Origin of the sequence: Microcoleus sp. T3_B1 (genome assembly GCF_036700445.1) — a bacterium.
In the GTDB taxonomy this organism is placed as follows: domain Bacteria; phylum Cyanobacteriota; class Cyanobacteriia; order Cyanobacteriales; family Microcoleaceae; genus Microcoleus.
On the sequence record NZ_JAUBOX010000078.1, the window covers coordinates 24,720 to 37,912 of the forward strand.

Below are 13,193 nucleotides of genomic sequence, written 5' to 3' on the forward strand. Positions count from 1 at the left end.
GTTTAAAAAGACTTAGCCGCACTGCCGGACTGAGCCTTTTTCTCCAACCAATCCTTACCCAATCTAATTGTCACATCCGACTGCAAAGAACCGGTACTCTCAACCAGCACATCTCCAAAACCCAAAAACTGGCGAATCGCTTGAGCACCTTTAATATCGCCCTGTTGAGCTACTAGAGTAGTTACCTCCAGCGGTTCGGGCCAAGCTTTATAAACCTGAACATTCCGATAACCGGCTTGAGTCAAATTATTGACAAAAGCTTCAACCGCCGAGGGATCTCCGGTACTATCTTGAATCGCCACATTCAGAAAAGTCGAATCAGCATTCTCAATTGTCCAAGTATTTTGGCCGAAGTCAAAATGTTCCGCCACCATAGTTTCGATGGCATATTGGTCGGGCAACCAAAAACTTGCCTTGTAGTCCTTAGCATCGCTAAATTTGCCGGGAACCATTAACATCTGCACGCCAGCGCGATCGGTTTGAGTAGCAAAACCAGCCAAAGCCACCAATTCTTCGATACTCAAATTCGTGTCAAGGTGAGACTGAATCACCGACAAAATCTTCGGTAGTCGAGACAGCAAACCTACATTAACTTCCTGTTCCACAAAAGCCCGCATCAACAATTGTTGGCGCTGCACCCGCCCGATGTCGCCCAAATCGTCGTGCCGGTAAAGCAAATATTGCACGATTTGTTCGCCGTTTAGTTTCTGCTTGCCAGCCTTTAAATCTATATATAAATGCTGGCTTTCATCGGTATACTTCATGTCTTTAGGGACATTAATAGTAATGCCACCCAGGGCATCTACCAAACTTTTTATGCCATGAATATTAACTGTGACGTAGCGGTCAATTCCCACACCGCCCAGGAGTCCGCTGACTGACTTCGCTGACGAAGCCGGGCCACCGTAGTAATTAGCTTCGTTGATTTTCACGACACCCCTGCCTTCAACATAGGTGCGGGTGTCTCGCGGAATGGAAAGCACGCTTAACTTTTTATTTTGGGGGTCAAACCTAACCAACAGCATGGTATCGGTTAACCCCTTAAAGGAGTTTTCCCAAACCTCGTGTCCGACATTTTTGTTGACACTTCCTTCGATGTCAGAGGTCAGAACTTTAAGTCCTAAAACTAAAATATTAACTGGCCGAGTCAGCTCCGGCATCTTCATGTTGAGCTTTGCCATGTCGCCTTGAGAAAATACTGCTGCTTCTTCAGGGCTCAACTTTTGTTGCTGAAGCGGCGTTGTAGAAAGGGAGACGGCTAGCAATGCTCCGGCTGTGGCTGAGAGCATGGCTACTCCAGCCAAACCAAAACCAAAACCCAGCCAGCGGCCTCGATGGGGCTGGGAAGCTTTTTTGGTTGCAGGTTGAGCAGTTGATTGTTGGATAGGGTCTTGATTAGGAATTTTTTGAGCTGGCACTGGCTTCCTCACACACAACAAAAATAAAAAAGATAATGGCAATATGTAGTATCAAGCTGAAGACGCACTCAATCAATAGGGTAAGGGCTTAAAAAAACCCTAAATTATGATAAATGTTTGCCCACCACTTGCTCGGCTACGCGGCTAATTCCGGGCAACCATAGCGGTTGACGCTTCCAGAGGCGAACCATCAGTCCCAGAGCAACGATGAAATAGCTGGTTGTTAGCAGGCTACTCATTAATAACATGGGAAGTGTCGGAGATTCCGCAGAAATCGCTCCAGCTTCTAAAAGAATATGTCCTAAGAGCCAACTAAAAGCAAGGGCAATTGCCAAGCGGCTGATGGCTTTGCGTTCGGGACTACCCTGACGGCGGTAAAGAGTCCACAGGGCGGGGAAAAAGCCGATGACTGGGATCATTAATACAAACAGACTGGCACGATCGAGTTCAGGATTTTCTAAGGGATCTGTATTTTTCATAATTCGCTACTCAAAATTTGCAGAAGGTCGGATTTTGCACAAAAGTTATTTGTTAGAGGGAAAATTAATATCCTAAACCAAAATTCCCAGAGCTGGGCTGGGGCGCGATCGCCAAACTTGTCTGTCACAGGCCAAATTTTTCTGCCCTCCCAATCTCGCGATCGATCGTTGGCAACTTTTCGACCCGGAGACCCGTATTTTGATAAACTGGATACAGCACAGCAGTCAGGAGAACAGACTTAGCCATGACCCAATCCCAAAAACCCATCGTTATTGCTCCATCCATATTATCAGCCGATTTTAGCCGTCTTGGAGAAGAGATTCAGGCTGTCGATCGAGCTGGGGCTGACTGGATTCACGTAGATGTGATGGACGGTCGCTTTGTTCCTAATATTACTATCGGGCCGCTGATTGTTGAGGCAATTCGCCCCGTTACTACCAAGGTGATCGATGTCCACTTGATGATTGTGGAGCCGGAGAAGTACGTCGAGGACTTCGCTAAGGCTGGTGCTGACATTATTTCGGTTCACGCGGAACACAATGCTTCGCCTCACTTGCACCGCACCCTCGGCCAAATTCGGGAATTGGGCAAAATGGCTGGTGTGGTTCTGAATCCTTCGACGCCACTGGAGTTGATCGAGTACGTGCTGGAACTTTGCGATTTGGTGCTGATTATGAGCGTCAATCCCGGCTTTGGCGGTCAAAGTTTTATCCCGGCTGTTTTGCCGAAAATTCGCCAGTTGCGTAAAATGTGCGACGACAAGGGCCTCGATCCTTGGATTGAGGTAGATGGCGGTTTGAAGGGGAACAATACTTGGCAGGTTCTGGAAGCGGGCGCAAATGCGATCGTCGCTGGTTCTGCTGTGTTTAAGGCGAAGGATTACGCAGGGGCGATCGAGGGTATCCGCCACAGCAAGCGTCCGACTCCTGAGTTAGCTGCGGTTTAATCAAAAATTCGATCGTGTCCGGTGAATTACCCAGAATAAAACTGGTTTGCAGTCAGGACTTTAGTCCTTAGTGGCTAAAAGATTTCACAAAGGACTGAAGTCCTGACTACAAACTGTTTGATGACTTTTTAGCTAAACAGACGGGAATCCCCACACTATACCGATCGAGGTTAGTGTGGGATGAAAAGAGTTAAACTCAACGATATACACTCTGAATTAAAGAAACACTACGAGGCTGATGTAATTCTTCACCCAAATTCAGCATTCGGTTGCGCTGTAACAAAACTTCAATTCGCCGATCGGGTTGCCCATCTAAAATCAGATAACGTAATTTTTGATTGATTTCTAATGCAGCAATGAGCGCTTTTTTTCCCAAATTGCCAATTCCATTCCGACAAAGATTGAGTTTCAATAAGGTTTGGTTCCGTGCGATCGAATGGGCGATCGCACTTGCACCGATATCTCCAATCTGATTGGGCTGCGATCCCAACACTCCTGTAGAAGGACTATAACCTAAATCCAGATTACTAAGTTTGGGATGGGTTGCCACTGCTGCTAATAATGGATTGCACCCTGCTACCCCAATTCCATTGCTAGCTAGTCCTAAATCAACCAGTGTTTTATTTTCTGCCAATCCATCCACTAAAACTGTAACACCTCGATCGCCCAGATGATTGACATTAAGAAATAAGCCAGTAATAACAGGATTATAAGCTAAAAGATTAGCCAGTAAAGCAGCATGGTTTTCCTGAATTTGATTGCCGCCCAAGTACAGCCGTTCAACAGTACGATTGGTGTAAGTCAAAACCTCTAAAATGGCGGCTAATCCCTCATCTCCTATTTGAGTATTGACCAAATCTAGCGTGCGGATACTTGTATTGTGACGCAACATTTCCGCTAGACTATCTGCACCTCCTACGCCAATCGGATTGCGTTTTAACCACAAACCAGTTATAGATTGATTCTGCGTCAGCGCTTCGGCAAGTGCAGCAATACCTGTCGATGAAATCGCATTGCAACCTAAATAGACAATCTCTAAACGGTTGTTACGTTGAATCAATCGCGCCACATCCTTAGCACCCCGATCGCCAATACCATTGGTTCCCAATAATAAGCTAGCGATCGCATCATTGTTTGCCAATGCTTCAGTCACTAAATGACATCCCATTACACCTAAATCTTGCTTGCACAAATCAAGTCGTCCATCGGGCATGACTGTGCCGCGCGGGAAGACTACTTTTTGAGCGATCGGTCGATCGGTTTGGAGATAATCGATTAACGATTTGAGTTCCATTACAACTTCGGAGGAAGACTCTATAGGATTGGGTAACGGACAGTGAAGATCGGTATTTATCATCATTTGCTACCAGGGATAGGGGGCGTAGTCTTTAATAAAATGACCGTAAATGGGAGGATCGGGGTTTTCAATACCTTGAACAATCGGATCGTAAATTCTTGCCATCCCATCAATCGCATCTAATGGCGGGTAAAAACCTTGTTCGTCTTGAACTCGTATTTTTTTAGAATAAGGATTTTCATTGGTAATCCAACCCGTATCGACGCTGTTAATGAAAATATTAGATCGAGCATAATCAACCGCCGAGGTTCGCGTCATCATATTCAAAGCTGCTTTTGCCATATTGGTATGGGGATGATAGGGTGTTTTACTGTCGCGGTTGAATTGTCCTTCCATCGCCGAAACGTTGATGATAAAGCGTCTTTCAAAGGATGAACGAAGTAGTAATGGTTTGAGTTGACTGTTAAGAATGAAGGGTGCGATCGCGTTCACCACCTGTACTTCAAGTAACTCAATCGTATTTACTTCATCCAGTTTTAGCAACCAGCTATTTTCAGGGCGAAGATCCAGTTGTTGTCCGTCAGCATCGAAGCAATCGCGCGGGAAGTAATCAGCGATCGCACCCGGTAGGCGAGCTTTGTAATTCGGTTGACTTTCGAGTAAAAGAGATTGATGTCGAGGTAATTGCTCCTTTAATAGATTGCTATTGATCGGGATTAATGCTTGCGCGTTGTTGCTGAGTATTTGTGATGCTTCTTCTTCTCGCTCTAAGAGATGCTGATAAAATGCCAATGGACGCTTGATAGTTTGAGCTGCATTGTTGATAATCAGATCCAGAGCGGATTCAGTATGGAATAAATTCCGTACAAATGTTTCCACTGCGGGAATATTTCGCAGATCGAGTCCGTGAATTTGCAGGCGATCGCGCCACTGCTCGAAATCGGGTTCTAGACTATAGCGATTAGCACAGTCATAGGGGAATCTTGTGGTGAGAATCACCCTAGCACCATCTTGCAACAGTCGCAATCCCATCTGATAGCCAATCTTGATGCGTCCGCCTGTCACTAATGCAGTTCGCCCAACTAAATGGGTTCGCTGTTGTCGTTTTTGGTAATTAAATTCAGCACATTTTGGGCAGAGTGAATGATAAAAAAAATGAATTTTTGTAGAGGGTGTTTTGCAAATGTAACACAGGATGGGCTTGTGCAAATGCTGCGATCGGGTTGTTGATTCTGGTAACGCAGCGAATGGCTTTTGTTGGTGCTGATACTGCACCATGACGGTTGATGCTTTGAGTTGGCGATCTTCAATTCGCCGTTGTTGTTGTTGAGTTTGACGCCAACCTTTGCGTCCCTGTTTGTAGATTTTGGCAATCAAACTTTTGAAGCGATCGTGGTCGCCAATGACCGCTGGATCTTCTGAAATTTGTTGCAGAACATTGAGGCAAATTTCTAATTGGTCTGGTGGGATATTCATCTTGACCAACCCCTTGAGAAATGGAGCGCGAAAACCCCTTCATATATCCAGATTTGATATCGATGGGTGGGGGCTAAGAGGATTTGAACCTCCAACTTCTTCCCTGCTGAGAAAGCGCTCTTCCATTGAGCTATAGCCCCCAAAAAGGTGGAACTGAGGGAGACTCGAACTCCCAACCTCCGCGATGATGTCGCAGTGCCCTTCCTCTTGAGCTACCAGTCCCAAATCTTAGAAATCGCTGCTACTACATTATAGTTATATCAATTCCGGTAGCATCGGAATAATTATTGGTCCGAATGAGGAGACTATTGTGGTGCAACTCAAGCTGTTTTACGATCGCACCCGCAACGTCAGGCGCACTGCATCCCCAATAAAGTGAGGAATGCGCCAGCTAAAGAGCCATTTTTTAATCGTTTTCAGCAACTCCACATCCGCCAAAGTCGAAGCCTCAGCATCCACAACTATGCGGCTGGCGCGCACCTTACTGAAGACAATTTCTAACACCAATTCGCCGTTTGTACCGGGCGGCACAGTCAGAGTTTCCAAGTGTTCGTTTAAACTATCGATCGCCTCTTCATCCAACCCCGCAGCGCTAACGACTTCTACAGGTGATGTACGGCGCGCCTTTGACGGTGCGATCTCTTCGATCTCTTCACAAGCCATTGCCGCAAAGCTGCCGAATGAGATGCCGCGTTCTAATTCTTGTTCTTGTTCCATCCAGTCTGTGCAGCCATTATCTTCTACATAGCCTGTGCCGCCCAATACGCCCAGATATTCCACCGCTTCCGGCATTTCTACAGGAACGTTCATCGAGATCGATTCCGTACCCGGTTCGACGCGCACATCATCGCTGACAGCCACAAAAGCCGTGTACTGCGACAGAAGCTGATAGGTTAGCGCCGTTTCTGTCACTGTTTCCACCCCCACCTTGATTTCGTACTGCACCATCTGACTCATCAAATATTTGATGCGGTGCCGCCCCCAAAGCTGGGCAACTGCCGGATTTCCAGGATCGGTAAAGTTCATGTCGTAGGTTTGGACGTACTGGTGTCCGCCTGCACTAACCCCTTTTATCTGAAGTGTTCCAGCTTGGCGATCGCCCTTTTTTCCAAAGAGAACCAGCGGTTGTTCGGCAAATAAATCCGGCGCAACTGACGGATAAATTACCGGATTTTCGCCCTCTCCCTGCCAAGTAATTTCCAGATTTACCAACACCGGATTGTTGATTTGCCGGAAAAACTTTTCGACAAATTCGTTAACCGGTTCGTCATGCCGGATGATCCGGGAGATTCCCCGCCCGATTTGGGCAATGCGATCGAGCAAAAAGCGATTGACGGAACTCCCCGCACCGAAACTGTACAGGCGATTCCCTGATTTGAGATGTTGCTGCACTTCGGCGAGAACTTCGTTTTCGTTGCCGATGTAACCGTCGCTGAGGAATACCACAGTTCGCAAGCGCCCGGATGGTGCGGGAAAATCGATCGCCGCCCGAATCCCGCCCAACATTTCCGTACTACCTGCCGCGCACAGTTTGTTGATATATTCGATCGCCTTTTGTCGATTTTCTGCTGTATTCGGTAGCGGTTGTTGGGAAAGTCGCCGCACTTGGTCGGAAAAATCCAGAATCGAGAAAGTATCCGCTGGATTCAGCCCGTTAATAAATTGCCGCAACAATGCCTGACATTGCTGCAAAGGCGCACCGGATTGCGAACCGGAAGTATCGACTAAAAATACGACATCTTTCGGAACAATTTCATCAGTTTTGTACTCGATCGCCGGAATCAAGTAAACTGCAAAATGCCCGCCGCGATCGTCCGCTTGAGTTAATACCGTAGATTGAGTTTCCCCACCCGCAATTTGATAGCGCACAATCAAATCTTTGTTGGGAATTGTATCTTGATTGGCCAACTGAACGCGCACCCTCTGCCCATTTTTCTGCTCGCTTTCTAAGGAAATTTGGGGAGATTCGAAATATTCAATTTGCAGTTGGTGTGATGGGGAATTGACGTTGCGAATCGGTATGCCCGCCTCAATTTCCAGCGTCACGCCGATATCGTGTCCCGATCGCATTCCCGGTGGCAAAATCGGGGCATTCAGCCGCGACGCATCGGGAACAATATCGGTATCGGAATTAACTGTCATTGGGGCTGGGGCACTACCGCTGGCTGCCGTTTCATCCAGCGGCGTACCGGGAATATATCGCGGCCCGACAACCATCGGAAAGACGAATTCATAATCGCCAGCTAGAAATTTCAAGCTGTCGGTATAGCGAATCGTGACATCGATTTCTTCGCCCGGTTGGATGTTGGCAAGGGACTGGGTGAAAATATTATCTCGCTCCTGTTCCAGCAAACCCGCAGTCCGTCCTTCTTGTTTGGCTTTTTTGTAAATTCGCTGTGCTTCTTCGCGTTTTTTGATGCTGCCTTTAATGGTCTTATCGCCGATTTTAATTTCCATTTCATCTACCGCTGCTTCCTCCGGTAGCGGGAAAATATAGACGGCTTCCAGCGGCTTTGTGAAAGGATTTTCAAATTTTTGCGAGACTTCAACTCGCGATAAATTTCCGGCTATTTTGGCTCTGACTTCTGTATGTTTCAGGGGAAAAACGAGTTTTTCTCCATCGGGGGAACGCACGTATAATCCACTGGTTCGATCGGTTGGAGAGGTCACGGGTGTCATGAGCTTATTCCTCCATCAGTAATATATGAGTTGATCGATCGATCGCAACACCATTATCGTCTCAGATCGATTTTTTGTATGCGATCGAGCAAAAGGACACGGCAATTCCCATTTGTGTCAACAATCGCCTGAAAACCTTTTTATCTCTGGTTCACAGCGAAGTCTAAATCCCCCTGGCCCCCCCTGATAGTCGCACAACTTTGAGAAGATTCTTGTCCCCTCCGACAATTGGGGCGAACCTGGTCTTAATCGTCAAACACGAGTCTGTGACTGAATTTGACCGAAGCATCCAGGATACAAGCCCCCGGATACATCTCGCGCAAGTCAATGCTTCAATTCTTTAATCTAAAATCTAAAATCTAAAATCGATTGACCTGTTTGGTTACACGAAGCTGGGCAGTGCCGTCTCCCTATCCCAAAATAATATTGTAGGAACACCGCACTGCCCTCTCCTAATTTCTTATTTCGAGACAGATGCGAGAATGCTTTCCATCTCAGAAAGCTCGACCGCCCCGGAGAAAGTTTTGCCGTTCATAATAAAGAAGGGAGTCCCTTCAATGCCCAGTTGTTGAGCGAGTTGCACGTCTTTGGCAATGGCGGCTTCTGCAGCGGGGCTGTTGCGATCGGTGTTGAATTTATCTAATTTTAGATTGAGCTTTTGGGCGATCGATGTGTACAATGGTTCGCCTAACTGTTTCTGCCCTTCAAACAAAGCGCTGTAATATTCCCAGAATTTGCCCTGCTGTTGGGCCGCCCAAGCTGCTTTAGCTGCTGGCAGCGCTTGAGGGTGAATAGAAGTCAAGGGTAAATGCTTGTAAGCTAAAGTAACTTTGGCCTGGTGTTTTGCCATAAACTGCTTGACAGTATCGTGAGCGCGCGCGCAAAAGGGACATTCAAAGTCAGAGAATTCTAAAAGTACAATCTGCTGCGAAGCTGAACCCGTGGTGGGAGAATTCCCGATCGAAGATTTGGGATTAGTTTTCATCTCCTGCAAAAATGACTGCTGCGCTGCTTTGAGAGACTGCTGCTGCTGTTGCTGGTACGCTTGTACCGACTCTAAAATTGCTTGCGGGTTTTCGCGGATCACCTGCAAGACTTGCTCTTTGAACTTGGGATCGACTGAATTGCCAGCCGCTGACTGGGCGGGGGAACAACCGATAAATACAAGGCAACCTGCGAGGATTGCAGCCAAGCAGAAGGCTTGCTGGCTGCGGAGTTTTCGCCAAATAGTGGATAAGTTCATCTTTTTTTTCTGATTCACGACAACACTTAATCCTACATTTAATTTGGCGGAGTGTCAGGTATACCGCTGTTGACTGCTGTGCAGTTATTTTTAGCTTTAAGCAATAATTAGTAATTCGTAATCGGTAATTGGCAAGGTTTTTTACTTACCGGAACCGCTAGGAACCCAATAATTAAGATTTAAACAATCGGGATTTAGTATTATAATCTTATGTTTCCTCGAACGACCGCCATCAAAGATGTTTGTAGTGAGGACTAAATTTTGAGTTAGTTTTATGATGACTAAAATCCTCCATAAAAACGCGATCGCGGTTATTTTACTACCGGACTATATCTAACATCTAGTCCGATCGATTGACCATAATATCCCGGCCGGGCGGGTTTTTGAGATTGTCAATTATTGGCAGATATGGTTCGTGAACCCGCCCCTACCTGATTTCGGGTGAAGCGAAGCGGAGGGAATTGACGGGAGCATCTCACCTTTGCAGCCCTCCGCTAGAAATTGGAGTTTTGAGGCAGGAGGCAGGAGGCAGGAGGCAGAAGGAAAGAGGCAGAAGGAAGGAGCCAGAAGGAAGGAGCCAGAAGAAGTATTTTTACAAATATGAGATGCTCCCCTTCACATCAAGGATAAAATTGACTCCTTTAGGCGATCGCAGCCACACATCGATATCGCCTACTTCCGGCAATCTTAAGTTGTACTCAGCTATCCATCCAGATTGGATTAGGGACTTCAAAACTTGCTGAATCTTTTCTTCACCACAGGCCCCTTGGTCAAATCTCTGAGACGACTTCCAAAACGTTTTCCCGTCCTCAATCAACGGAAGGGCGATTAATGCCCCTATCAAAATAGCCGCGACCAAAAATAAAAATAAAGGAGCAAAAGGTGCTACCGCGTATACCAGCAGTGGCAACAACACCAACCCTGTTGCGGCACCTTACCTGTATAAGGCTTTGGTACGAAGCTCTTTAGCATGGCGACGCAATGATTTTCCAGCATTTTCGTTATATTGCGGCTGCATAAATGCACCTATGCACTTATAGTTAACAATGAGAAAAGGTCGAATTATTTTTCTTCCTAATGACTAATGACTAATGACTAATAACTAATGACTAATAACTAATGACTAATGACTAATGACTAATGACAAAAAATTATGAGTCCCGAGTTTTGGATTCCAAGTTTATCAAAAAACTCAAACCTCAAAACTCAAGACTCAAAACTCTCTCAGCCTAAAAGCCGATCGATTCAGTCGATCGCCCGACACAAATAATCGCATCAGGGCAGCATCAATTACCGGCGACGGGGAACCATCGTCTCGATATTGATATTAGCCAGAGCCACGCGCTGCGGCGGAGTAGTAGGAATGGGCATATTGCGCGCCATACCCAAATAGTTGGACGGATCGCCAGCCTTCGCCTGCTGTTCTTGAGGAACAAAACGGCGGACACTGGTTTGCCAGATGATTTGCGGGAAGCCAAGCTGCGAACGGTGGTACTCACCGTAGCGGGGCGTCTTCAAGTTGAAAGGAGTGTCCCCTCCAACTCGCTGAGGCAAAATTCGGCGCTGCTGGTAAGGTATTGTGTCATAGCCGAACTTTTCCAGGTACTCTTCGCTATTGACCAACTCGTCAATAAAGCCTTGAGGCCCCTTATTGGCTACCACGATCGACCAAGCAATCTTTTCGCGCTCGCTGTACACATCCCGGCCCAAAATGCGCTGCACGCACATTTCCACAAACCGGTAATTGCTGTTAGTTTGATAATTCCGCTCCAAGAAAGGAGAAGAAGTCGCCAAACCGCGAATAAAGTCCCGCACAGTAATTTGGCCGAACTTGAGTTGCGACTCCAAAGACTTTTGGCGGTTGCTCTTGAGGATTTGGTGTTCGCTGTAAATCTGGCGATATCCAGCCCAAATCAAATTTTCCATGTCTCCAGACGAGAGCACATTTTCAGTTGTGAAAATTCTCGGCTGCTCGTCGCCGCCTACTTCAAAACCCGCAACGCGCTGGTTTTGGCTCTTGGGGGCGTAGCTTAATAAAGGAAGCGCCACGTTAAAATCTCCGTTATCTCAAATTTCAGAAATAGTTGACACCGTGAGCTGCCAGCATAACGGATACAACTAACCAACATACAGATTAGGGGATTCCCGCAATCTAAATCTGATTTTCCTGAATTTTTGCAACAATCTGTAACATTTGTTGACTGTTGTCAGTTGTCAGTGGGCAGTGGGCAGTGGGCAGTGGGCAGTGGGCAGTGGGCAGTGGGCAGTGGGCAGTGGGCAGTCAGCAGTCAACAGTCCACAGTCAACATCCAACAGCCAAATTACCAACCCAGAGCCGAATAAAACTCGCTGGCGGCCACTTGATCTGCTGCCGCTTCTGATGTTGCATCCGAGTCTGGTTGCACCCGAATTTCGGTACAAAAAGTCGATGTGCTGAAACCGCCAAAGCGCTTTACGGTACTCGTCCGCATCCGCACGTTCGGATTAGCAAACCAGAAACGCTCGATCGAACTCATCGTCTCGTATTCCGTAATCAGCAGCAGCCCATCCTCGTCATCCATCTCAAAACGGCCAGCCACCGGCACAATTTCCGCATAGCCGCGTTCCCGCAACATCAAACCCTGCCGGGGATTTTCAGGATCGGGGACGATCGCGAACACCGTAGACCCTTTATGATTCTCATCATCCTTATCCCACGCCATCGAGCCGTGCCAAGTCACAAAAGCCCCCCCAGCAGCCCGGCTCGGATCAACTTCGTGCATCTTGCAAATATCGGCCACTCGCGCGTCATCCGCACCCAGCGCCGTTACCTGAATATTTGAATCCCCAATCTCCGCTTGGCGGAAAGCGAGGTGGTGAGTGCTGCGCTGAGAACGCCACTCCCCAGCACTGCTTTGAAAAAACTCCATTGCATCCATACGAACTAGCTCCTTTGGCTTAGGCTTCCCTGTCTTTACGCCTTTTTATGATAAGGCTCCCCCCACTTTGATGTACTTTTGCGACACAAATTAGTTTCAAAATGTCTACTTTGGACATATTGTCAAGGGAATGTTATGATAGTTTACAATGTAGGAGACACAACAAATCCTGCGAAACGTCATTGCGATCAATTTCGCATTAATCTCAGCAAACTGGAGGAGCGATTTATGGATATGCCTACAACCAGCCTCAGCATGGAACAGCAGTTCAAACTTCAAGTGCTGCGCGAAGAAGTCAAAAGGTTAAGCCAAGACCAAGCTCAGGAATACTTGCTCGAAGTTATGCGGCAAAGTATGGTTAAAGAAAACCTGTTCAAGCATTGGATGAAGAATATTTGACACTCCCCGCGCTGAAGCTGCGGGGATTCTTAAGACCATAATTTAAGTCTTAAAGGCGCTGACAAAGCACCCCTACCGATTCCGCTTAGATCGAGTCCAAGCATTATCGCTACTTTTCTACCAATGTTCCCACAACCATTGCAATCTGCATTAATCAACCAACCTTGAGCTGTTCTGTACAAACCACGCTTAACTCGTTTGCCAGTTGGAAGCCACCCTTCGGGTTTTTCGCCGAATGTAGGTAGCGAATCATTATCAACAAATTAAAGTCGGCGACACTCTCACGAGCGCCGCCGCTCTCCAAAACCGTGCGTGAAAATTTCTCTTCACACGGCTC

At 47.0% G+C, this 13,193-nt stretch carries 13 protein-coding genes and 2 tRNA genes; 2 read left to right on the plus strand and 13 right to left on the minus strand.

All coding sequences use genetic code 11. The features are described 5' to 3' along the window. Positions 1–2: 2 nt before the first annotated feature. The 3 genes from QT990_RS28660 to QT990_RS28670 all read right to left on the minus strand — a co-directional run bounded on the left by QT990_RS28660 (position 3) and on the right by QT990_RS28670 (position 2,144). On the minus strand, positions 3–1,418 hold the full coding sequence (locus tag QT990_RS28660; protein ID WP_333466057.1) for an LCP family protein: 1,416 nt from the start codon (positions 1,416–1,418) through the stop codon (positions 3–5). Between the two features lie 104 nt (positions 1,419–1,522). Continuing rightward, positions 1,523–1,897: a hypothetical protein gene (locus tag QT990_RS28665; protein WP_172192965.1), complete on the minus strand. Its 375-nt coding sequence runs from the start codon at positions 1,895–1,897 to the stop codon at positions 1,523–1,525. A gap of 124 nt (positions 1,898–2,021) precedes the next feature. Continuing rightward, positions 2,022–2,144 carry a hypothetical protein gene (locus QT990_RS28670; RefSeq protein WP_333105380.1) on the minus strand — a complete coding sequence of 41 codons (123 nt, stop codon included), beginning with the start codon at positions 2,142–2,144 and terminating at the stop codon, positions 2,022–2,024. Here QT990_RS28670 and rpe point away from each other — a divergent pair. Then, positions 2,143–2,844 carry a ribulose-phosphate 3-epimerase gene (gene rpe, locus QT990_RS28675; protein ID WP_333141513.1) on the plus strand — a complete coding sequence of 234 codons (702 nt, stop codon included), beginning with the start codon at positions 2,143–2,145 and terminating at the stop codon, positions 2,842–2,844. The two genes, QT990_RS28670 and rpe, sit on opposite strands and share 2 nt — an antisense overlap. Before the next feature lie 196 nt (positions 2,845–3,040). On the opposite strand, the gene QT990_RS28680 is transcribed toward rpe, so the two are convergent. The 9 genes from QT990_RS28680 to QT990_RS28720 all read right to left on the minus strand — a co-directional run bounded on the left by QT990_RS28680 (position 3,041) and on the right by QT990_RS28720 (position 12,457). Next, positions 3,041–4,138, minus strand: a complete 1,098-nt coding sequence (locus QT990_RS28680; protein WP_333300341.1) for a ribonuclease inhibitor — start codon at positions 4,136–4,138, stop codon at positions 3,041–3,043. Between the two features lie 69 nt (positions 4,139–4,207). Beyond that, positions 4,208–5,617, minus strand: a complete 1,410-nt coding sequence (locus QT990_RS28685) for an SDR family NAD(P)-dependent oxidoreductase (RefSeq protein WP_333141517.1) — start codon at positions 5,615–5,617, stop codon at positions 4,208–4,210. A 68-nt stretch (positions 5,618–5,685) separates the two neighbouring features. Then, positions 5,686–5,757, minus strand: a tRNA-Ala gene (locus QT990_RS28690). A gap of 8 nt (positions 5,758–5,765) precedes the next feature. Then, positions 5,766–5,840 (minus strand) — tRNA-Asp (locus QT990_RS28695). A 107-nt stretch (positions 5,841–5,947) separates the two neighbouring features. Beyond that, positions 5,948–8,296 carry a VIT domain-containing protein gene (locus QT990_RS28700; RefSeq protein WP_333141519.1) on the minus strand — a complete coding sequence of 783 codons (2,349 nt, stop codon included), beginning with the start codon at positions 8,294–8,296 and terminating at the stop codon, positions 5,948–5,950. 460 nt (positions 8,297–8,756) lie between these two features. Then, the gene (locus QT990_RS28705) at positions 8,757–9,539 is read right to left on the minus strand and encodes a DsbA family protein (RefSeq protein WP_333466058.1); all 783 of its coding nucleotides are present in this window, start codon (positions 9,537–9,539) and stop codon (positions 8,757–8,759) included. 592 nt (positions 9,540–10,131) lie between these two features. Then, a complete protein-coding gene (locus QT990_RS28710) occupies positions 10,132–10,449 on the minus strand; it encodes an NERD domain-containing protein (protein ID WP_333139502.1) in 318 nt (105 codons plus the stop codon). Between the two features lie 380 nt (positions 10,450–10,829). Next, positions 10,830–11,588: a phycobilisome rod-core linker polypeptide gene (locus QT990_RS28715; protein WP_333139500.1), complete on the minus strand. Its 759-nt coding sequence runs from the start codon at positions 11,586–11,588 to the stop codon at positions 10,830–10,832. Positions 11,589–11,860: 272 nt separating this feature from the next. Then, complete coding sequence (locus QT990_RS28720) at positions 11,861–12,457, minus strand: phycobiliprotein lyase (RefSeq protein ID WP_333139497.1); 597 nt, start codon at positions 12,455–12,457, stop codon at positions 11,861–11,863. A 135-nt stretch (positions 12,458–12,592) separates the two neighbouring features. Here QT990_RS28720 and QT990_RS35915 point away from each other — a divergent pair, with 135 nt between their 5' ends. Further along, positions 12,593–12,856 carry an NblA/ycf18 family protein gene (locus QT990_RS35915; protein ID WP_445252011.1) on the plus strand — a complete coding sequence of 88 codons (264 nt, stop codon included), beginning with the start codon at positions 12,593–12,595 and terminating at the stop codon, positions 12,854–12,856. A 154-nt stretch (positions 12,857–13,010) separates the two neighbouring features. Here the strand turns inward: QT990_RS35915 and QT990_RS28730 are convergent. Beyond that, positions 13,011–13,193, minus strand: a 183-nt coding sequence (locus QT990_RS28730; RefSeq protein WP_333466059.1) for a hypothetical protein, incomplete at its 5' end; no start/stop codon positions are given.